This is a genomic window from Collimonas antrihumi (assembly GCF_018304965.1).
GTDB classification, from domain to species: Bacteria; Pseudomonadota; Gammaproteobacteria; order Burkholderiales; family Burkholderiaceae_D; genus Collimonas; species Collimonas antrihumi.
Window position 1 is genome coordinate 204,133 of sequence record NZ_JAGQED010000004.1, and the last position, 22,071, is coordinate 226,203.

Sequence of the window (22,071 nt, forward strand, 5' to 3'; positions counted from 1 at the left end):
CTCCGACCTCACATCACGGCTACGGAGAAAGGTAGTTCACTTAGTGCAGGTTTGAAATTTGCGCGATCTTGATCGCTGCGGGGCGAGGAGAGCTCCTGCCCCTGTTTTGTTTTGCTTATCTTTCAGCTGAAGCTGCAGTAGCCGCAGTCGAGGCCAGCTCGGCAGTCTTCGGGTTCCGGTAGAAAAAATAATAGACCACGCTCAGGACCGCAAGAAAGGGAATGCCAAACAGCAGCGTAGCCTTGAATTCGTCGGTGAACAAGGTGGTCACCATGATCGCCAGCATCAAGGCCGCGCCAAGCAAAGTCAGTCCCGGAAAACCCCACATGCGGAACGCCAACCGCTGATTGCCTTGTTTGGCCCAACGCCGCCGGAAGCAGTAGTGGGTGACAAAAATCATCAACCAGGTAAACATCGCACCGAACATGGATACCGCCATCATCAACGTGAAGGAGGCATGCGGATACATGATGCTGAGGCCGGTGGCCAATGCAATCCCGATACATGACAATGCCAGCGCCTGCAGCGGCACGCCGCGCCCGTTAACCCGGCCGAAACGCGGCGACGCATAACCTGCGCGTGACAAGCTGAACATCATCCGCGTCGTGATGTACAACTGGCTGTTCATGGCAGACAGCGCCGCGATCAGCACCACGAAATTGATCACACCCGGCGCACCAGCAATATGCACCGCTTCCATCACCTTGACGAATGGGCTCTTGTCGGTACCGGCAGCTGACCACGGCACGATCGCCAGCATCAACGCCAGCGTCAGCATGTAGAACACCACCAACCGTACCATCGCAGCACGGAATGCGTGGGTAATGGCTTTTTCCGGCTCCTTCGCTTCGCCAGCGGCCACTGCGATCATTTCAATACTCAGGTAACTGAAGATGGAAACGATCACCGCGACCCAGGTACCCCAGAAACCCTTAGGGAAGAAACCGCCATGATCGATGTAATTCTTGAAGCCGATCGGGCTATCCGCCGGGGCGCCGTAGACAATGTAGGCGCCGAACAGAATGAAGCCGACAATCGCCACGATCTTGATCGTCGAGAACCAGTATTCGACCATGCCGAAAATATTCACGCTGAGCGCATTGACTACAATCAGGGCGCCGGAGAACAGCACGATCCAGAGCCACGACGGCGAGCTGGGAAACCAGTATTGCATGTACAGCGCCACCGCCGTTACCTCGGCGCCGATCGCCAGTACGATCGAGGCCCAGTAAGCGTAACGCACCATGAAGCCGGCCCACGGGCTGACATAGTAGCCGGCATAGGCGCCGAAAGAACCCGAGGTAGGATGCGCCACCGTCATCTCTGCCAGGCAACCCATCAACAGCAAGGCGATCACGGCGCCGATGGCGTAACTGATGAGGACGCTGGGTCCGGCGAAGCCGATCGCAAAGCCGCTGCCCAGGAACAGGCCGGTACCGATTGCACCGCCGATGGCAATCATCGACATCTGTGAACTGCTCAGGCTGCGCTTCAAGCCTTTTTCCTGATCGACTATTTTCTGAAAATGATCGCTGCTGTGCGTCATGTCTATCTCCTGGTGAATTTTTTAATTGTTTTGTAATGGTCTTGCCCCGGCATGTCGGGATACCGGGATCGTTGCGAATGTTACGCTAAGCGGAATTAGCTCCGCTTAAATACCAAAGAAGCGGCGTGCGTTGCCGCTCAGCAGATCTTCTCTGGTCTGGCTGCTAAAGCGGGATTCCCGAATCAGCTTGCCAACTTGCTGCTCGCCCAAAGGATACGGGTAGTCGGAGCCCAGCATCACACGTTCTTCACCCATTACGTCGACCAGCAATTCAAGTGCCCGCGTGTCGAATACCGCCGAGTCGACATAAAAACGGTCGACGTAGGAAGACGGGAGATTGGGACAATCCTCACGGATGATGTCGCGTTCGCGCCAGGCGTTGTCGACTCGGCCCAACAGGAAAGCAAAGCTGCCGCCGCCATGGGCAAAGCAGATCTTGAGCGAGCGTGGCAATCTTTCAAAGGCGCCGGACAAGATCAGCGACAGGATGCCCAGCTGGGTTTCTGCCGGCATCGCCACCAGCCAAGGCAGCATCCATTTTTTCATGCGCTGGTCGCCGCCCATCATGTCCCAGGGATGCACCAGCAATGGAATATCTTCGTTCGCGCAATGCGTCAGGAAAGTCAGCATATCGGCGTCGTCCATGTCTTTGTTGCCGAAATGGTTGCCGATCTGGACACCGACATGGCCTATGCTTTTTGCCCGCGATGCTTCGCGACAGGCTGCTTCGATATCTTGCAAAGGCACTTGCGCCAGGGTTTTCAGCCGCTGCGGATCGTGCGCGCAAAGTTCGATCGCATAGTCGTTCATCCGTTGTGCCCATGGCAGCGCCAGCGCAATCGGGTAGTTGTAGCCGAACATGACCGGCGTCGCACACATGATTTGCTCGCCAACGCCGGCTTCGTCCATTTCAGCGATGCGCCGAGCCGGATCCCATAGCGCCGAATAGACCGGCCGGAACGGCTTGTTGCCGGTCATGATCATGCCGTGATCGTCATCGCCGACTTGCAGCCACGGTGCTCTTTCGGGATCCAGGGAGGCAGCTTCTGCCTGCGTGATCGGCGGGAAGAAATGTGAGTGGATATCGATGACGGAAGTTGCGTCTTGCTTCAAGGTGTAGCCCCTTTTTGAGTAACTGTTTGCCGGGCAGGTGCAGCATGTGCATGCTTGCCCGGGTGGACCGTGTTGCAATGTTTGCAAATGCGCACGCTGGCATCGCTATAGAAGCGATCGAACAAAGGTGGCAAGTCGGTGACGATGTTTTTTAACTGGATTTCAATCCGATGCACCAGGTGATTGCAATTCAGGCAGTACCACTCGAACGCATCGATCACGCCGAGCGGGCGCTGGCGCTCGATGACCAGGCAACGACTGTCCACTTCCGGGCGTTGCGGTGAGTGACGCACATGCGGCGGCAGCAGGAAGATATCGCCTTCCTTCAGGTCGACGCGTTCCAGTTTGCCGTTATCCATGATGTTCAGATAGGCATTGCCTTTGATCTGGTAGAAAAATTCTTCCAGCGGGTCGTCATGGAAATCGGTGCGTTGATTCGGGCCGCCAACTACCGTCACCATGAAATCGGCGTCTTGCCAGATTTGCTGATTGCCTACAGGCGGTTTGAGCAGATCGGCGTGCTGGTCCAGCCAGTGCTGGAAATTGAATGGTTTTCCATAGGTCAGCATGAAAAGTCTCCTCGTCTATTTTTTTATATTTTTGTATTTATAAGATGTCAGCGCTTAGAGTGGCTTGTAAGCAATCGCCTTGATCTCAATTAACAGGTGCGGATGCGGTAATTGATGCACGGCGACGGTAGTGCGCGTCGGTCCGTCGTAATCGAAGAACTCACCATAGACTTGGTTGTAGCCACCGAAATCGTTCATATTGACCAGGAAAGTAGAAATCTCGACGATATCCGCCAGGTCGGCGCCGACGCTTTGCAAGATATCGCGCATGTTCTCGATCACTGCCCGGGTTTGCGCCAGGATATCAAGTTTGGTAGTGCCCATGGCATCGACTTCGACGCCAGCCAGGGTATTGTCCGGGCGGCGCGAACTGGTACCGGAGACGAACAGAAAATCGCCGGCGCGTTTGATGTGCGGAAACTTGCCGCGCGGTTGCGCCTTGCCGGCTACTACGGTGGCTTTAGTTGCGGTTACGGTTGCGGTTGCGATGGAGGTGCTTGTCATTGATGAGCTCCCGCAGCGGTAAAGAATTCAACCCGGGCCAGCGTGCCGATATCGGTAGAGACATGCAACCCTGGCGTCAGCACTTCGGCCGCGGTGGCAGCGCCGGCCATGATCAGGGCGCCGGCCGGCAATGCCATTTCGGCCTTGCTCAACAGCTGGGAGGCGTGCACGATGCTGCGCAAAGGATTGCCCAGGATGGCGCCGGTGCTGCCCAGTTGCACAGCATGGCCGTTGAAACGCATGGCGACGCCGCAGTTGACCAGGTCGCGAATATTATCCGAGAACGCGCCAACTACCAATGCTGCCGACGAGCAGTTATCTGCCACCACATCCTCCAGCGTGAATTTGAAATTGCGATAGCGCGAATCGATGATCTCCATGGCCGGTGCAACCGCTTCGAGATAACCGGCCGCTTCCAGCATGGTCAATGGGCGGTCGATCACGCGGCTGGTCAGGAAGCAGACTTCAGGTTCGACCCGCGGATGAATGAAATCGGATAAATCAACCGTGCCGCCATCTTCGCGCAACATGGCGTCGGTCAGCAAGCCCCAGATCAGGCTATCGACACCCATCTGCACCATTTTTGCACGGCTGGTAAAACCAAGCTTGATGCCGATCGGCTGCTCGCCGCGCTGGTGACGGCGGGCGATGGAAGCACGCTGGATCTGGTAAGCCTGCTCCAGGGTGAACGCATGCTGCGGCGTAAGCGGATCGATCTCGTGGCGATCTCTGGCGGCGTTATCGAGCGCGGCTGCCAGCGCGTTCAGATTGATGCTGTTTGTGCTGCTTGTGCTGATATTCATGCCGGCACCGCCAGGCCACGTTGCTTGATCAGATCCAGCGCGACGTCGACAATCATGTCTTCCTGGCCGCCGACCATGCGCCGCCGGCCCAGTTCCACCAGGATATCCACCGCCGCAATGCCATACCGCCTGGACGCCGCTTCGGCATGACGCAGGAAACTGGAATAGACGCCGGCATATCCCAACGCCAGTGTTTCGCGGTCGACCCGCACCGGACGATCCTGCAACGGCCGTACCAGGTCGTCGGCGGCATCCATCAGCGTAAACAGATCGGTGCCGTGTTGCCAACCCATGCGATCGATTGCCGCGATAAACACTTCCAGAGGAGCGTTGCCGGCGCCGGCGCCCATACCCGCCAGAGAAGCGTCGACGCGGTCGCAACCATGTTCCACCGCGACGATCGAATTTGCCACGCCCAGCGCCAGGTTGTGATGGGCGTGCATGCCGGTTTGCGTCTCTGGCTTCAGTACGTCCTTGAATGCCTTGAAGCGTTCCGCCACGTCGTTCATCGACAGGGCGCCGCCGGAATCGACCACATACACGCACTGCGCACCGTAAGATTCCATCAGCTTGGCCTGCTGCGCCAATGCGGTCGGCGTGATCATGTGCGACATCATCAGGAAGCCAACCGTATCCATGCCCAGTTTGCGTGCGTGTTCGATGTGCTGTTTCGAGATATCGGCTTCGGTACAGTGGGTTGCAACCCGGACGATGCGGGCGCCGGCGGCGTGGGCTGCGCTCAAATCGTGCAGGGTGCCTATTCCCGGTATCAACAGGGTAGCGACCTGAGCATGCTGCAAAACTTCGGCCACCGCCTCTATCCATTCCAGGTCGCTATGCGCGCCGAAGCCATAGTTGAAGCTGGAGCCGCTCAAGCCGTCGCCGTGTGCAACTTCAATGCTGTCGACCTTCGCGGCATCGAGCGCTTTGGCGATTGCTACCGCTTGGTCGATCGAATACTGGTGGCGGATGGCGTGCATCCCGTCACGCAACGTAACGTCAGAGATGGTGATTTTCTTGTTCGGATGTGTGTGCTGAGTCATGGGACTGGTTCCTTATTTGACGCTGTGCGGCTGCGCATAGCCAGCCGCGATGTGTTCCGCCGCCGCCAGTGCCGCCGAAGTCATGATGTCCAGATTGCCGGCGTAGGCCGGCAGGTAATGTGCGGCGCCTTCGACTTCCAGAAATATGGATACCTTTAATCCCGCAACTTTGCCCAAGCCGGGAACATTCACCGCCTGATCTTTTGCAATACGGTCAAACTGGACTTGCTGCTTGAGGCGATAGCCAGGCACGTAGGCAGCCACGGCACGCACCATTTCTTCCACCGATTCGCGGATTGCCGCTTCATCCGCATCGCCGTCAACCAGGCAAAACACCGTGTCGCGCATCATCAGCGGCGGCTCGGCCGGATTCATCACGATGATGGCTTTGCCGTGTGCTGCGCCACCGACGCTGACGATGGCTTTTGCCGTGGTTTCGGTAAACTCATCGATATTGGCGCGGGTGCCGGGGCCTGCCGATTTACTGGCGATGGAGGCAACGATCTCGGCATAGCTGACTTTGGCCACTCGCGAGACAGCGCGTACCATCGGAATGGTGGCCTGGCCGCCGCAGGTGACCATGTTGATGTTGGGACTGGCCAGGTGTTCCTGCAGATTCACCACCGGAACCACGTAGGGGCCGATGGCCGCGGGTGTCAGGTCGATCACCTGGATGCCATGCTGTTGCAATATCTTGTTGTGTTCTGCGTGGGCGCCGGCCGAGGTGGCGTCGAAGGCGATCCTGATCTCGCTGAAGCCGGGCAGGCGCGTCAAGCCTTCGATACCCTCATGTGTAGTTGCAACTCCCATGCGCGCAGCACGCGCCAGGCCATCGGATTGCGGATCGATGCCGACCATCGCGCCCATCGCCAGATGTTTGGCGTTGCGTAGCACCTTGATCATCAAGTCGGTGCCGATATTGCCGGAACCGATGATGGCTACTTTGTGGCGCTGATGATCGCCGTGTTGTCTGGTTTCCATAATTTGTCCTTGGAGAGTTAGCGCAGTATGTCGAAGGCGGCGCTGACCCGCCCCAGGCCTTCGATTTGAGCATCGAATACGTCACCGCCGCCGACCGCTACCATCGGCCCCAACGCACCGGTCATGATGATGTCGCCTGGCTGCAGCGATTGGCCGAACCGTGTCATCACATCTGCCAGCCAGACGGCAACGTGCAGAGGATTGCCGAGGCAGGCGGCGCCGGCGCCGATCGAGACCTGATCGCCGCGCCGCTCCATCAGCATGCCGCAGTTGACGATGTCGAAGTCGGTCAACTTGACCGGCCTCGAGCCAAGCACGAACATGCCGCTGGAGGCGTTGTCGGCAATCGTGTCGGTAAGTTTGATGTCCCAGTTGGCGACCCGGCTGCCAACAATTTCCAATGCAGGCAATGCGTAGGCAACGGCGTTGATGATGTCGGCTACGGTATGTTTTTCGTGGGTGAGCGGGCGTTCGATGACCAGGGCGATTTCCGCTTCGATCTTCGGCTGCAGAATGCGCCCGGCATTGATCTGTTCGCCATCTGCCGCGCACATGTCGGCGAACAGCATGCCGAAATCCGGCTGATCGACGCCCAGCTGTTTTTGTACCGCCGTTGAGGTCAGGCCGATCTTGCGGCCAACCAGGCGCCGGCCTTGTTGCAGCCAGCGCTCGGTATTTTTTTGCTGTACTGCATAGGCGGCATCGATGTCGGTCATGCCGATCAGATCGCGTACCGGTGCGCATGGCCGTTGTTCTACGTGGGCTTGCCACAGACGGTCGGCGGCTTCTTGAATTATGTTGTTCATGCTTCCTCTAGGATCGGACGAAGGAAAATTCACAGCTTGATGCAAATGTTCACGACTTCCGAATAGAAATCGAGTGAGTAGCGGCCACCTTCACGGCCCAGGCCTGATTGCTTGACACCGCCGAAAGGCGTGCGCAGATCGCGCAGATACCAGGTGTTGACCCACACCAGGCCGGCGTCTATCTTCGCGGCCACGCGGTGTGCGCGAGCCAGGTTGGTAGTCCATATGGCACAGGCCAAGCCGTAATCGCTATGGTTGACGCGAGCGATGACTTCCTGTTCGTTGTCGAACGGTGCGATGTGGCACACCGGCCCGAAAATTTCTTCGGTAACGCAACGTGCATTGTCAGGCAGCCCGGTCCAGATGGTCGGCTGTACGTAAGCGCCGGCATCGCGCCGGTCGCCGAATTTCGGTACGCCGCCGCCAGTGACCACGGTGGCGCCTTCCTGTTCGGCTAGCTCATAGTAGGACAGCACCTTGTCGCGATGAGCGTGCGAAATCAGCGGTCCCATATCGACGTCCGCTTCATCCGGATAGCCGATTTTCAGGGCTTCGGTTTTCTCTTTGAGCGCAGCGACAAAGCGCGGGAAAATGGCGCGCTCCACGTAGACCCGCTCGGAACACAAACAGACCTGGCCGGAATTAGTGAACGATGAGCGCATCACGCCTGCTACCGCCGCATCGAAATCGGCATCGGCAAACACCACAGCAGCATTTTTCCCACCCAGCTCAAACGACACTTCCTTCATGCCATCGGCGACTGCTTTCATGATGGTGCTGCCGGTTTTGGATTCGCCGGTGAAGGTGATCGCATCGATACCGTCGTGTTTAGTCAGGAATTCGCCGGCAGAGTTGGCGCCCAGTCCATGGACCAGGTTGAACACGCCGGCAGGGATGCCTGCATCGCGGATGATTTCGGCCAGCAAGGTCGCGGAGGAAGGTGCTTCCTCCGATGGCTTGGCTACTACGGTATTGCCGCAAGCCAGTGCCGGCGCGACTTTCCAGGTGAACAGCAGTAACGGCAGGTTCCATGGCGAAATGATGCCGACTACGCCCAGCGGCTTGCGGATGGTGTAGTTCAAGGCGCCGGCTCCATCTGTCGTATCGCTTTGGAACAAGTCGGTACTGGCGGTTTTGGCGAGGTCGGCGAAGGTGCGGAAATTAGCAATCCCGCGCGCGATGTCTAGCGTCCGTGCCTGCTGCAGCGAGCGTCCGGTATCGGCCACTTCGGCTGCCACAAATTCCTCGAAGCGCGCTTGTATGCCGTCAGCGACTTTGTGCAGCAAAGCAGCGCGCTGTTGCACGCTCATGGTGCCCCATGGTCCCTTGAGTGCTGCCTGAGCTGCCTTTACCGCGGCGTCGACGGTAGCGGCATCGGCTTCACAGACGGTGGCCAGCAGGCTGCCGTCGACCGGGGAAATATTGTTAAAGGTTTTTTCGGTGGCATGGAATTCACCGCCGATGAAATGCTGCAATTGCCTGACTGTCTTGATGCTCACAACAATGTCTCCCTCTCCCTATGGCTAGCGGTGTTGCCGCTCGGTCTTGTAGGGCTAGTATAGGGAGAGCCAGATATCAATCATAATGAAATAATATGCTCCTGATATTCCACAAATCTATATCTATGAATACGTTGGATTTCATCGGCGATGAAGAAAGATTATGTAAATAGCCACGTTTTATCGTTCTGCTGCCGTCTGTTTCAGGCACTCGATGAACAAATGTGCAGCTGGTGTCGGCGCCCGGTCGGCACGCACCGAGTAGCCGATGTCGCCGAATTTGCCGAGATCGCCAAGATCGAGGATGGCGAGCAGGCCGAGCCGCGCAAAATGCTGGGCAACGGCGCGCGGCATCAGCGATAAGGAGGGCGAATCTTGCATCAGCCCGATATTGGTCAGCAGTGATAGCGATTCGACAATGTTGGCCGGCATGCTGAGGCCAGCATCCATAAACAGATGTTCGGCGGTCAGGCGCGCCGGTGACTCCGGTAGCGGCAATATCCACGGCCATTCCAACAGGTCTGGCAAATGGATGTCGGCGCGTTGCGCCAGCGGATGCTGGCAACCGGCTACGGCGCACAGGGCTTCGCGATATAGCGTGGTGTGTTCAAACGAGAACATGCGTGCCAGCGGCAGGTCGCGTTCCGGCAGGCGTCCTACTACCATGTCGAGTTCGCCGCTGGCCAGCGCCGGGAACAACTGGTCGGTTGGTCCTTCGCGTACGGTGATCAGGACGCCGGGGCGTTGCTGTTTGAGTTTGGTGATGGTCTGCGGCAGCAATCGCGCCGATGCCGAGATCAGGGTGCCGACGATGACATGGCCGGTATCGCCGGAGCGGAAGGCATTCAGCTCATCGGTCAGGTAGCGTAGTTCGGCGATCACGGTCTTGACGCGCGCGCCTAGCAGGCTGCCGTAACAAGTCGGCACCACGCCGCGATTGGTGCGTTCGAACAGCGGCACATCCAGATCTGCTTCGAGTTCCTGGATCGCCTTGGTGACGGCCGGCTGGGTCAGGTTCAATTCACGCGCGGCGCGGGCGATGGAAGAGGATTCCAGCACACGTTCAAAAATCAGCAACGGCTTCAGTTTCAAGCGGCGCATCATGGTGTCGACCAACGGCACGTTGGCGCGCTTTTCCGGTATGTCCGACAATTTCGTCTCCTGCCTGAAGCACTGAAATGCTTCGGCGATTTTATTTTAATGTGATTGCTGATGTGATTAGTAACAGGCTGCTATCGCATGACTCATCAGTAACTGAGAGGTAACCGAGGCCATGCAATATTGCGCCAAGTGTACTGCGCTAACTTCGCGCCGTGCAAAAAAAAGTCTGACGTGCTTGCGCAGGTCAGACTTTTTTTGTTTTCGATCGAGGTGGATTTCAACCGAAACGGGCTAGGCCGAGGTCGATGCCGATCAGCCGCCGCGCCGCATCATGTCGAAGAACTCGGCGTTATTCTTGGTCGACTTCATCTTGTCGAGGATGAACTCCATCGCTTCGATTTCATCCATGCTGTACAGCAGCTTGCGCAGCACCCAGATTTTTTGCAGCTGGTCAGGCTTGATCAGCAATTCTTCGCGGCGGGTGCCGGACTTGTTCAGGTTGATGGATGGATAAACGCGCTTCTCGGCGAGGCGGCGTTCCAGATGCACTTCCATGTTGCCGGTACCCTTGAATTCTTCGTAGATCACGTCATCCATGCGGCTGCCGGTTTCGATCAGCGCAGTAGCGATGATGGTCAGCGAACCGCCTTCTTCGATGTTACGGGCGGCGCCGAAGAAACGTTTCGGACGTTGCAGCGCGTTGGCGTCGACACCACCGGTCAGCACCTTGCCGGAAGCAGGAATCACGGTGTTGTAGGCACGTGCCAGGCGGGTGATCGAATCCAGCAGGATCACTACGTCTTTCTTCATTTCGACCAGGCGCTTGGCTTTTTCCAGCACCATTTCGGCGACTTGTACGTGACGCGTGGCCGGTTCGTCGAAAGTGGATGCAACCACTTCGCCGCGCACCGAGCGCTGCATTTCTGTCACTTCTTCCGGACGTTCGTCGATCAGCAGGACGATCATCACGGTGTCGGGATGGTTAGTCGTGATGGCATGCGCAATGTGTTGCAGCATGACCGATTTACCGGACTTCGGCGACGCCACCAGCAGGCCGCGCTGACCTTTGCCGATAGGCGCGATCATGTCGATGATGCGGCCGGTGATGTTTTCTTCGCCGCGCATGTCGCGTTCCAGCGGCAGCGGTTTGTTCGGGTGCAGCGGCGTGAGGTTTTCAAACAGGATGCGGTGTTTCGACGCTTCCGGCGATTCGCCGTTGACCTTGTCGACCTTGACCAGTGCGAAATAGCGTTCGCCGTCTTTCGGCGTACGCACTTCACCTTCGATCGAATCGCCGGTATGCAGGTTGAAACGGCGGATTTGCGAAGGCGAAATATAAATGTCGTCGGTGGACGCCATGTAGCTGGCGTCAGGCGAGCGCAGGAAGCCAAAGCCGTCAGGCAGGACTTCAAGGGCGCCATCGCCAAAAATCTGTTCTCCTGATTTCGCGCGTTTTTTCAGGATCGCGAACATCAGTTCTTGTTTGCGCAAACGCGCTGCGTTATCGATGTCCAGGCCGATTGCCATTTCTAGCAGGGCGGAGACGTGTAACGCCTTTAATTCGGATAAATGCATAGGTATGAGTGTCCCGGGATGGGAAGTATTGGGTGGGGGAGGGAACTACGTGGTGTCGTTAGTAAAACACAAGCGGCGATGCGGGCGCACCGCCGCGGTTGTTATTATAGGTTCGAATCGATGAATGCGGTCAGTTGGCCTTTGGCCAGCGCGCCGACTTTTTGTGCCGCAGGAACACCGTTCTTGAACAGGATCAAGGTCGGAATGCCGCGAATGCCATGCTTGGCAGGCACTGCCTGGTTGGCGTCAACGTCCAGCTTGACGATTTGCAGCTTGTCGCCGTATTCCTTGGCGACTTCTTCCAGGATCGGGGCAATCATCTTGCAAGGACCGCACCACTCAGCCCAGAAATCGACCAGGACCGGTTTGTCTGATTTAAGTACATCTGCTTCAAAGGATGCGTCGGAAGTATGTTTAATGTGTTCGCTCATGGTTTCCTCAATGTGAGGGAAAAAGAAATCAATGTGTGCCAAGACTACTTACCATTCCTGCTTGGTGGTTGCCATCGGCGTTCCCTATTCTATTGAATAAGTGGGGATGCCGTGCGCGAATTCAAGTTTTTGTGGGTGTGGTAAGAGGTGTTGCGGCGGGATATTCACTAAATAATAACCGATTTTGATAAAAAGTGTGGACGATGTAATTATTTCGAGCTTATTTTTTCAAGGCCTCGCATAAAATGAGGGCTAATTGTTGCAAAAATGCGAGAGCCTTGATTCTCGTAGCAGAGCGGCCGGTCCCGTCCTTCCAGTGAGCCACATGCCTCTAGAATCCATAAAACTTGTGTCATCTGCCTACTTCTGGCCGGCCGCGGCGCGCGCATTGCTGGCGGCCTGCCGCGAGGACGGCGGCGATCATGGCCAGCGCGATTTCGCCCGCTGGCGCGTGGTGCTGCCAACTTTCGCCCATGCACAGCCATTGAAAGCAGCGATCGCTGCAGAATTAGGCGGGACTTTCGTGCCGCCGCAATTCTTTACCTTGTCCGGCTGGTTGATGACGTTGCCGCCGTTACCGGATGTACTGCCCGCCAGCGAACGGCTGATGCGCTTGTATGCCGAGTTGCGCCAGCATGGCTGGCTGAAGAAATTATTTACCGCGCGTCGCAATACCGATTTGCTGCCGCTGGCACAAACACTGTTAGCGCTATCAGATGAGCTGACCCAGGCTTTGCTGCCCGGGTTGCACGCCGATGCCGCCAGCGATCCGGAACAGCGCTGGCAGAGCGCGCTGGAACAATTGTCGCCGGATGCGCGCAAATTATTGTCGGATGAAACGCAGCTGGTGTGGTCGATCTGGAAAAGCCAGCTGGATGCCGACGATGCGATTGCGGCTCGTTTCGCGCAAATGCTGCAAATAGCGGAAAGCGCCAGCCAGCCGCTGATTTGGATCAGTTCGGTGGCGCCGGAGCCGTTGGAGCAAGCTTTTCTCGACGCCTATGCCAGGCATCAGCGGGTGGTGACGATGACGCTGGACTGGCGTGCGCAGGCAATACTGCCGACATATACAGTGGCGTGGCCGGAAATGGTGGAAGTAGTAACCACCGAAGAACGTACCGATATCGCCGCCAGCGATCATGCGCTGCCGGCCGAGCTGCAATTGTGCGCGGCCGCCAGTGTCGAAGACGAAGCGGTGCAGGGCGCGCAAATGGTGATCGACTGGCTGCAGTCAGGCAAAACCAGTCTGGCGATTGTGGCGCAGGACCGGGTCGTGGCCCGGCGGATTCGCGCCTTGCTGGAACGTGCGCAGATACATGTGGCCGATGAAACGGGCTGGAAGTTGTCGACCACGCGTGCCGCCTCCGCGATTGCCGCCTGGTTCGATGTTGTCGCTGCACGTGGCGAAACCACGGCCTTGCTGGATTTGCTGAAATCGCCGTTTGTATTGAACGAAGCGCCCAGGGATTTGTTGCATGAGGCGCAGGACAGCATCGCCAACAAGTCGGCGCTGGTGATGAAAATAGAATTGCTGCTGCGGCGCGCCAATGTGCTTGGCGAGTGGCGCGCGGTGATCAATGCGCTGAATGCGGCGCCAACGGAGCAAAAGACGGTAGCCCTGCTGGCGCAGCAGGCAGCATTGTTTAGCGGCCGCAAGAATTTGCGCGACTGGATTGCCACCACCACCGCGACATTGGATAGTTTAGGCATTGCATCGGCGCTCAGCGCGGATTCGGCCGGCCAGCAGATCTTGCAGCTGTTGCAGAATATCGCGCCGCCGGCGAATGCGCAGGGTCAAGATTATGCCGCGCTGTTTTCTTTTCCGGAATGGCGCGCGCTGGTCAATTTGCAGCTCGACGATACCAGCTTCATCAGCGCCATCAATGACCGCCGGGTAGTGATGCTGCCGTTGAACGGCGCCCGCTTGCGCTCATTCGATGCGGTATTGATGGTCGGCGCCGACGCCGATCACCTGCCTTCACAACCGCAAGAGACGCTGTTCTTTGCCAATACCGTCAGGCGTGAACTGGGTCTGGCGACACGCGAGAGCCGGCAGCGCCAGCAACTGCGGGACGTGGTTGAATTGCTGGCGATGAATCCACAGGTAGTGTTGTCCTGGCAGGCACATAAGGATGGCGAACCGAATCCGGTCAGTCCCTGGATCGAGCGCCTGCAACTAACCTTGGCGCGCCATGCAGCGCCTGCACTGGCCGAAAGACGGGCGAAGATTGCGGTGCAAAGCTTGCAGGCTACGCCGTCAGTCATGCCGACGCCGGTCGCGCCGCAGCTGACGCCAAGCCGTCTGTCAGCCAGTGCTTACAACAGTTTTATCCAGTGTCCGTATCAGTTTTTTGCGCGGCGTATGCTGGGCCTGGCATCGCTGGATGAACTGTCAGACCTGCCGGAAAAGCGCGACTACGGCGGCTGGCTCCATGAGATCCTGGAGACTTACCACGAAACCCTGCGCGATCAGCCATGCCCCGCAGATCAGCGCGAAGCATTGTTGGTGGATATTTCAAAAAAATTATTCGACGATGTCATCGCCAAAAATGCCGCAGCCCTTGGTTATTACTCGCGCTGGCAAAAGGTGATTTCGGCTTACGTCGTCTGGGCTAATGAGCACGAAGCCAAAGGCTGGCGTTTTGTGTTTGGCGAACAGGCATATGAAAAGCCGATGCCGCTGGCGGACCGCGACTTGACTCTGCATGGCCGGATCGACCGGATCGACGAGAACGATGCCGGTGAACGCGCGGTGCTTGACTACAAGACCAACAACCTGCTCGTGCTGAATAAAAAACTCAAGGATCATGAAGATCATCAACTGGCGTTTTACGGCTTGCTATCGGATCGCCCGGTTGCGGCGGCGCATTACGTCGCGCTGGAAACTACCAAAGACAAGGTCGGCGATGTGAGCGCACCTGATTATGACGAAGCGCAACGTGCTTTGGCTGCGCAGATTTCGGTCAATGTGGAAGCGATTGCGCACGGTGTCGGCCTGCCCGCCAATGGTGTCGCATCGGTATGCCAGTATTGCGATGTACGAGGCCTGTGCCGCAAGGGAGCGTGGGAATGAGCGAGCCTGTGCACAACGCGCCGCCGAGCGCCTATCGGATGAATGGCGAAGTGGTCGACGCCCAGAGTTTTACCAATGCCGCTTGCGATCCTCAGCACTCGGTGGTGGTGGAAGCGTGCGCCGGCAGCGGTAAAACCTGGTTGCTGGTGGCGCGTATGTTGCGGCTATTGCTAGCCGGCGCTGCGCCGTCCGAACTGCTGGCGATTACCTTTACCCGCAAGGCGGCGCAGGAAATGCGCGAACGTTTGCTGGAGCTGTTGCACGATCTGGCGCTGCAGCCGGATGCCAAAGCGCGCAACTTGTTGCTAGAGCGTGGCATCGCGCCGCAAGCCATGACGCAAGTATTGCCTGCCGCACGCAATCTGTATGAGCGCGTGCTGGCTAGTCCGCAAAGTTTATCTATCGATACTTTTCATAGCTGGTTCGCGCGCTTGCTGAAAATTGCGCCGCTGGCTTCCGGTGTACCGCATGGCTACGCGTTGATAGAGAAAACCGGCGAGTTGCAGGCAGATGCCTATCTGCGTTTCATGCAATCGCTGAACGACGAAGAGAATAGCCAGATCAAGCAGGATTTGCTAACGCTGTACCAACTGGTTGGCGATTTCAGCACACGGAAATTGCTGAACGCTTTCATCGATAAGCGCGCCGAGTGGTGGGCAGTGATTCAGCAGGGTGCGGATGCGCCGATGGAATGGCTGCGCGAGATGTGCGGCGAAGACGCCGAAGTCGACTCCCGCCTGTCCTTGTGGGAAGACGAGAAATTATTGTCCCAAGTGAAGCAGATTGCCTGGCTGCTGGGGCAAGGCTCGGCCACCAACCAGAAACGCGCGACCGCTATTGAGATGGCGCTGACCGCGGGCGCGGAAGTAGTCAATTTCGACGCTCTCTGCCATCAGTTTTTTGATGACGCAGGCAAGCCGCGTAGTAACGGCAAAACCAAGGATTTTCTGAAAGCGCTGGAAAACAGCCTGGGCGGCAATGCCCTTGAGGCCTTCGAGGAAGAATTTTTTGCGACCGGGGAAGCGCTCAAATTGCTGCGCAAGCGCAGTTACGAACGTACTGTACTGAGTTTGAACCAGCATCTGTTCAGCGTCGGCAACGCTTATCTGGAATGCTATCAGGCGCTCAAGGCAGAGCAGCGTGTGTTCGATTTCGCCGATCTGGAATGGCAGGCCTATCGCTTGTTGACCAATCCGGAAAGCGCGGCCTATCTGCAAAGCCGGCTCGACACGCGCTACAAGCATATTCTGCTGGACGAGTTCCAGGATACCAATCCGCTGCAATGGAGTATTGTGCGCGCCTGGTTGAGCGCCTATGGCGAAGATGCCGGCCAGCCGAGCGTGTTTGTGGTCGGCGATCCGAAACAATCGATCTATCGTTTCCGCCGCGCCGAGCCGCGCGTGTTTGAAGCCGCGCGCAAATTATTGCAAGAACAAGGCGCCACGGTATTGCAAGCCAATCAAACCAGGCGCAACGCCAGTGCGATTGTGGACGTGTTGAACGCCAGTTTCTACGCCAATCCTTTGTTTTCTGCGCAAACCACGTTGGGCGAAGTAGGCGGCGATGTGTGGCGTTTACCGTTGATCCGGCAAGCCGGCGACGAGGCAGACGAAGCGCCGCAAGGCCTTCGTAATCCCCTGACGACCGCACGCGAAGAATCAGAAGACGCGCGTCGTCGGGATGAAGGCAGACAGCTGGCGCAAGCTTTATGGCGCGCCAGGCAGGAACTGACAGTGCGTCAGGAACAAGGTGGCCGCGCAATACGCTGGTCGGATGTGATGTTACTGGTAAAAAAGCGCAGCCATCTCGGCGCCTACGAAAGTGCACTGCGCGAAGCTGGCATACCGTTCATGTCCGATAAGCGCGGCGGTCTGCTGGAGTCGCTGGAAATTTCCGATCTGATTGCCTTGTTGACTTTCCTGATCACACCCGACGATGCACGGGCATTGGGTCATGTATTGAAATCGCCGATTTTCGGGGCCAGCGACGATGATCTGATCGGCCTGGCGCAACGTACAGAACGCGGCTGGTGGGCGCGGCTGCGGGCTGCTTCGCTGGAGCATGACGCTGCACCGGCGCTGCAACGCGCCAGCGCTTTGCTGGAAGAATGGTTGCAGGCTGCACCACGTTTGCCGGTGCACGATCTGCTTGACGTGATTTTGCATCGAGGCCAATTGCTGGCCCGCTATGCGCAAGCGGCGACACCTTTGTCGCGCAGCCAGGCCATCGGCAACATCGAAACCTTCGTCGAACTCGCCTTGAACATGGACGCCGGCCGCTATCCCAGCTTGCCGAAATTTATCGATGCCTTGCGCAGCCTGCAAAACGCCGGTGGCGGCGATGCTCCTGACGAAGCCAGTATCGACGCTGCCACCGATGCGGTACGCATCTTGACGGTACACAGCGCCAAAGGCCTGGAAGCGCCGATAGTGGTGCTGCTGGACGCCAACCACAGCAAACCTGCCCGTGACGACTACGGCATCCTGTGCGACTGGCCGCAAGACGCGGAAGCGCCGCAGCACTTTTCCGCGTTCGGCAGCAGCGCCGAGCGTGGCGCTGCCCGCGAGCCTTTGTTTGCGGCAGAAGAAGGTTTCAAGACACAGGAAGACTGGAACCTGTTGTACGTCGCTACCACCCGCGCCAAGCAATTGCTGATCATTAGCGGTGTCGCCGGCAGAAGCGGCGGCGTGACGGATGACAGTTGGTATGCAAGGCTCGAACATGTGCCTGAAGCCAGTGTCGATGCAGTCGCAGAAACTGCTGCCGTCGTCGATGGCGCACAAAGATTTGAGCAGGAAATATTCGATCCCCCGCAACTGCCGCCGCCGGTGGTAGCGGCTGCCGCCACTTTCGATAGCCAGGCGATAGCTGAAGGTATCGCTTTGCATGTTTTGCTGGAAAGAGTCACCCAGCATGGCCAATGGCCGGTGGTGCTGCCGGATGCCGAGACGATTGCACGCTGGCTACCGTGCCCGCTAGTGTTGGCCAAGCTGATCAGGCATCAGGCCCAAACCATTCTGGGGCAGGCCGATCTGGCGCATTTCTTTAATCCAGCCTTGCACCTGCACGCGCGCAATGAAATGGAAATCATCGCCGACAGCGTCGTGCTGCGTTTCGACCGGGTAGTGATCTTTGACGATGAGGTATGGATCCTGGATTACAAACGCAATCTGCTCGACAGCGAACGCGCGGCGTATACCGCTCAGTTGCGCACTTATCGGCAAGCGGCGCAGGCAGTGTTTGCGGATAAGCGCTTGCGCACCGCGTTGCTGACAGTAGATGGACGGTTGTCGGAAATCGACTAAGTAAGAGCGCTTCTATAATTCACGTCAAGACAGCCGTAGGGTGGGCATGAATGCCCACGCGTGACCGTGATAACCGGAGTGCCGGCCCATGTGGTGCTTAAACAGACGTGTACGTGATGTGAATTCCGCGTGGGCACAAAAGCGTGCCCACCCTACGCCGTCCAGCAATCAACGGTGATGCGGCGCTGCGTATTTCTTTTCCAGCCGGCCGACCAGCATCGCCAGGCACATGGTCATGGTGAAATAGACCACGGAAATCGTGATGTACGGTTCCCAATAGCGCGAATAAGCACCAGCCACGGTCCTTGCTGCGTACGCCAGCTCGGCCAGGCCGATAGCTGACACCAGCGACGAATCCTTGAGCAGGGTGATCGCTTCATTGCCAAGCGGTGGCAGCATGCGGCGAAACGCTTGCGGCAGCACCACATAACGCATGGTCAGTTTGTAACCCATGCCAAGGCTGGATGCGGCATACGTCTGGCCGCGGTCAATCGACTGGATGCCAGCGCGGAAAATCTCGGAAATATACGCGCCTGCATTCAACGACAAGGCCACGACACCGGAGATGAAGGCACCGTAATCCTGTTTGATGGTGCGCGCCAGCTCGCCGGAGATCAGCAGGCCGTTGTCCTGATGGATCAGCACCGGCATCACCGCGAAGTGGATCAGCAGGATCTGCACGAACAGCGGGGTGCCGCGAAAGAAGGCGACATAGAAGCTGGCCAGCCCTTTCAGTACGCGCATCGGCCATTTCCATGGCCCGTGTTTGATATCCGCCAAACGTAGCATGCCCAGCAATAAGCCCAGGATGGTGCCGATGATGATACTGATCACGGCGACCTGTAGCGTCATGAAAAAGCCTTTGACGAATAGCGGCGCGTAGCCTTGTATGATGCTCCAGCGAAAATCCATAAGTATTGTTGAGAAGAAACGGTGTGACGGGCTGAGTGGAGGCGTAACCCGGCTGGCTGATGATCCGGGCTATGCAAGAAGATACTAAAAATTAGCGCAAAATTATACCGTAGTTGCCGCAGACAGCCAAAAACAGGCGGTCTGCGGGGGATTCGCAACTATTTACAGCTATGTGCAACTGCTTATTTGCTGCTGCCAAAGTACTTTGCATTGATTTTGTCAAAGCTGCCGTCAGCTTTGACATCTGCCAGGCCTTGATTGATCTTGGCCAGCAGCTCGGTATTGCCCTTGCGTACCGCAATGCCATAGTACTCTTTCGGAAAACCGGCATCGGTCACCACACGGAAGCTGGCGGATGGATTGTTGGTAATGTAGTTCCTCACCACCGGGTCGTCGGCCACCACGGCATCGACACCGCCGCTTTCCAGCTCTTTCAAGGCCAGCGTAGTGGAATCGAAGCGCTTGATGCTGGGATTGTTCTTGCCGACCAGGTTCTGCACCACCTCATCGCCGGTGGTGGCGCTTTGCACGCCGATTTTCATCGTCTTCAGGTCATTGAACTGCTTGACCGAGGTATTACCTTGCGGGACCGCGATCAACTGACTGGCTTCAAAATACGGTGTCGAAAAATCCACGGTCTGCTTGCGCTCATCGGTAATCGTGATGGCTGAAATCAGCAAGTCGCGGTCGCCCTGAGCGAGGAAGTTAAAGATGCCTTCGAACGGCGTCGGGACGAATTTCACTTCGATGCCGATTTTTGCCGCGATCGCTTTCATCAAATCGATGTCGAAACCGACCACTTCCTTCTTTTCGTTTTCAGCGGAAAACGGCGCGTAAGCCGATTCAACCCCAACCACGTACAAGTGTTGTTTGGCAGCTGCCGCCGGTGTTTCTTCTTTTTTACTGCAGGCGCCCACTGCGAGCAGGCTCATGCTCAGAGCGCATAGCGGCAGGTAACGGCGTAACATTTTTTTCATGGTGCTCTCGCAAAAATAAATTGAATTCATGGCTGAATTCATAGCTTGGTTCATATCTTCTCGTCAGCGAAATATTTCTTGTATATCCGGTCCTGGGTGCCGTCCGCCTTGATCTGTTCCAGCCCGTGATTGAGCTTGGCCAGCAGTTCGGCATTACCCTTCTTGACCGCGATTCCGTAATATTCCTTGGGGAAAGCAGGATCGTTGACGATGCGGAAATTCTTGCCCGGATTGTTCTTCACGAAATTGGTGACGACGCCATTGTCGCCGACCACGGCATCGACGCCACCGCCTTCCAGCTCTTGAAACGCCAGCGGCATCGATTCGAAGCGCTTGACGCTAGGGCTGTTTTTGCCGACCAGGTTTTGCGCCGCTTCGTCAGCGGTAGTAGCGCTCTGGACGCCGATCTTCAAGGATTTCAGATCTTCGAATTTGGTCACTTTGGAATTCGACGGCAGCACGATCAGCTGCTTGGCCACAAAGTAGGGCTCCGAGAAATCCATGGTTTGACGACGCTGGTCGTTGATCGTGATGGTGGAAATCAGGATGTCGCGGTCGCCCTGGGCCAATGCATTGAACAGGCCGTCGAACGGCGTATTGACGATCCTGATCTTGATGCCGGCCTTGTCGGCCACGGCTTTCATGATCTCGACATCGAAGCCGACCAGTTCTTTCTGTTCATTCTCGGAAGCGAACGGCGCGTAAGCGCCATCGGCGCCAACCACGTATTCAGTGTTGCCGGTGGTCGCCGCGGAGTTGCTGTCCTTTTTGCCGCAGCCTGCGAGAACTGCAAGCGAACACAGCAATGCCAGGGTCAGGGCCGGCAGATATCGTTGTTTCATGTGTTCTCCCCGCGTTTATTTGGCTGTGTCGGCAAAGTACTTGGCGTAGATCTTGTCGTAAGTTCCATCAGCCTTGATTGCCGCCAGTCCCTGGTTGACCTTGGCCAGCAATTCGGCGTTGCCCTTCTTGACTGCGATGCCGTAGTACTCTTTAGGGAAGGCCGGATCGGTGATGAAACGGAAGCCTTCAGATGGATTGTTCTTGATGTAGTTCTTGATCACGCCATTGTCGGATACGACTGCTTCGACGCCGCCGCCTTCCAGCTCTTTCATGACCAGGGTTGCCGATTCCAGGCGTTTGATGTTGGGATTACTCTTGCCCAATTCCTTTTGCACGATTTCATCGCCGGTGGTTGCGCTTTGCACGCCAACTTTCATGCTTTTCAAGTCGGCAAACTTCGTGACTGTGGAATTTTTCGGCACCACGATCAGTTGATTGGCTTCGAAGTAAGGCTCGGAGAAATCGACGGTCTGCTTGCGTTCATCGGTAATCGTGATCGCCGATGCCAGCAGATCGCGGTCGCCTTGCGCCAGGAAATTGAAGATGCCTTCGAACGGCGTGTTGACGAACTTGATCTTGAAACCGCCCTTGTCGGCGATTGCATTCATTACATCGACATCGAAGCCGACGATTTCCTTTTGTTCATTTTGGTATTCGAACGGCGCAAAAGTCGCTTCGGCGCCGACCAGGTATACAGTCGGCGCTGGCGCTGCTGCCGTTTTCGGTTCCTGCTTGCCGCAAGCTGCCAATGACAGCGCGAGTACGCACAAGCCCAGATTGAAAATGCGTTTCATTGAGTTTCTCCTGTAAAGATCGGTAGAGTGTTCCAGTTCATATCGGCGACGAAAACCAGATTTCACGAGTGGCCGCCACGTGCGGCCTTCTCGCTGGAGTGTGTCGTTGCAATTTTATCAATATTGTTTGGAATAAGCCGCTATTTTAGATTCATCTATGTAAATGACAATGATTTATATAGATGCGTTGCCAAAC

Annotated in this window: 18 protein-coding genes; 2 read left to right on the top strand and 16 right to left on the bottom strand. The window is 57.0% G+C overall.

The features are described 5' to 3' along the window. Nucleotides 1-115 precede the first annotated feature (115 nt). From KHU29_RS06130 to trxA, 12 genes are all read right to left on the bottom strand, one after another. Nucleotides 116-1,546, bottom strand: a complete 1,431-nt coding sequence (locus KHU29_RS06130; RefSeq protein WP_211451843.1) for an amino acid permease — start codon at nt 1,544-1,546, stop codon at nt 116-118. 105 nt (nt 1,547-1,651) lie between these two features. After that, complete coding sequence (locus KHU29_RS06135; protein ID WP_246541559.1) at nt 1,652-2,659, bottom strand: amidohydrolase family protein; 1,008 nt, start codon at nt 2,657-2,659, stop codon at nt 1,652-1,654. Then, entirely contained in the window at nt 2,656-3,228 is a 573-nt protein-coding gene (locus KHU29_RS06140) for a 3-hydroxyanthranilate 3,4-dioxygenase (protein ID WP_211451845.1), read from the bottom strand. Before KHU29_RS06140 ends, KHU29_RS06135 begins: the two co-directional genes overlap by 4 nt. A 54-nt stretch (nt 3,229-3,282) precedes the next feature. Beyond that, nucleotides 3,283-3,732 (bottom strand): RidA family protein, encoded by a 450-nt coding sequence (locus tag KHU29_RS06145; RefSeq protein ID WP_211451847.1) that lies wholly within the window; start codon nt 3,730-3,732, stop codon nt 3,283-3,285. Continuing rightward, a complete protein-coding gene (locus KHU29_RS06150; RefSeq protein ID WP_211451849.1) occupies nt 3,729-4,535 on the bottom strand; it encodes a 2-keto-4-pentenoate hydratase in 807 nt (268 codons plus the stop codon). The genes KHU29_RS06145 and KHU29_RS06150 overlap by 4 nt, the downstream gene beginning before the upstream one ends. Further along, nucleotides 4,532-5,578, bottom strand: a complete 1,047-nt coding sequence (gene dmpG, locus KHU29_RS06155; RefSeq protein WP_211451851.1) for a 4-hydroxy-2-oxovalerate aldolase — start codon at nt 5,576-5,578, stop codon at nt 4,532-4,534. Before dmpG ends, KHU29_RS06150 begins: the two co-directional genes overlap by 4 nt. Before the next feature lie 12 nt (nt 5,579-5,590). Further along, nucleotides 5,591-6,559, bottom strand: a complete 969-nt coding sequence (locus KHU29_RS06160; RefSeq protein WP_211451853.1) for an acetaldehyde dehydrogenase (acetylating) — start codon at nt 6,557-6,559, stop codon at nt 5,591-5,593. Between the two features lie 17 nt (nt 6,560-6,576). Continuing rightward, on the bottom strand, nt 6,577-7,365 hold the full coding sequence (locus KHU29_RS06165; protein ID WP_211451855.1) for a 2-keto-4-pentenoate hydratase: 789 nt from the start codon (nt 7,363-7,365) through the stop codon (nt 6,577-6,579). A gap of 29 nt (nt 7,366-7,394) precedes the next feature. Then, entirely contained in the window at nt 7,395-8,864 is a 1,470-nt protein-coding gene (locus tag KHU29_RS06170; RefSeq protein ID WP_211451857.1) for a 2-hydroxymuconic semialdehyde dehydrogenase, read from the bottom strand. Nucleotides 8,865-9,044: 180 nt separating this feature from the next. Then, nucleotides 9,045-9,968 (bottom strand): LysR substrate-binding domain-containing protein, encoded by a 924-nt coding sequence (locus KHU29_RS06175; protein ID WP_211451938.1) that lies wholly within the window; start codon nt 9,966-9,968, stop codon nt 9,045-9,047. Between the two features lie 309 nt (nt 9,969-10,277). Next, on the bottom strand, nt 10,278-11,540 hold the full coding sequence (gene rho, locus KHU29_RS06180) for a transcription termination factor Rho (RefSeq protein WP_014004861.1): 1,263 nt from the start codon (nt 11,538-11,540) through the stop codon (nt 10,278-10,280). A 104-nt stretch (nt 11,541-11,644) separates the two neighbouring features. Continuing rightward, nucleotides 11,645-11,971 carry a thioredoxin TrxA gene (gene trxA / locus KHU29_RS06185; RefSeq protein WP_092414674.1) on the bottom strand — a complete coding sequence of 109 codons (327 nt, stop codon included), beginning with the start codon at nt 11,969-11,971 and terminating at the stop codon, nt 11,645-11,647. A gap of 325 nt (nt 11,972-12,296) precedes the next feature. Between trxA and KHU29_RS06190 the strand changes: the two genes are divergently transcribed. Both KHU29_RS06190 and KHU29_RS06195 read left to right on the top strand, forming a co-directional pair. Next, nucleotides 12,297-15,044 carry a PD-(D/E)XK nuclease family protein gene (locus KHU29_RS06190; RefSeq protein WP_211451859.1) on the top strand — a complete coding sequence of 916 codons (2,748 nt, stop codon included), beginning with the start codon at nt 12,297-12,299 and terminating at the stop codon, nt 15,042-15,044. Beyond that, the gene (locus KHU29_RS06195; RefSeq protein ID WP_246541562.1) at nt 15,041-18,349 is read left to right on the top strand and encodes a UvrD-helicase domain-containing protein; all 3,309 of its coding nucleotides are present in this window, start codon (nt 15,041-15,043) and stop codon (nt 18,347-18,349) included. The genes KHU29_RS06190 and KHU29_RS06195 overlap by 4 nt, the downstream gene beginning before the upstream one ends. 168 nt (nt 18,350-18,517) lie before the next feature. Here the strand turns inward: KHU29_RS06195 and KHU29_RS06200 are convergent, their stop codons facing one another. From KHU29_RS06200 to KHU29_RS06215, 4 genes are all read right to left on the bottom strand, one after another. Further along, a complete protein-coding gene (locus KHU29_RS06200) occupies nt 18,518-19,261 on the bottom strand; it encodes an amino acid ABC transporter permease (protein ID WP_211451863.1) in 744 nt (247 codons plus the stop codon). Between the two features lie 182 nt (nt 19,262-19,443). Continuing rightward, a complete protein-coding gene (locus KHU29_RS06205) occupies nt 19,444-20,238 on the bottom strand; it encodes a basic amino acid ABC transporter substrate-binding protein (RefSeq protein ID WP_211451865.1) in 795 nt (264 codons plus the stop codon). A gap of 50 nt (nt 20,239-20,288) precedes the next feature. Beyond that, the gene (locus KHU29_RS06210) at nt 20,289-21,080 is read right to left on the bottom strand and encodes a basic amino acid ABC transporter substrate-binding protein (RefSeq protein ID WP_211451867.1); all 792 of its coding nucleotides are present in this window, start codon (nt 21,078-21,080) and stop codon (nt 20,289-20,291) included. A gap of 15 nt (nt 21,081-21,095) precedes the next feature. Beyond that, the gene (locus tag KHU29_RS06215; RefSeq protein WP_211451869.1) at nt 21,096-21,875 is read right to left on the bottom strand and encodes a basic amino acid ABC transporter substrate-binding protein; all 780 of its coding nucleotides are present in this window, start codon (nt 21,873-21,875) and stop codon (nt 21,096-21,098) included. Nucleotides 21,876-22,071 lie beyond the last annotated feature (196 nt).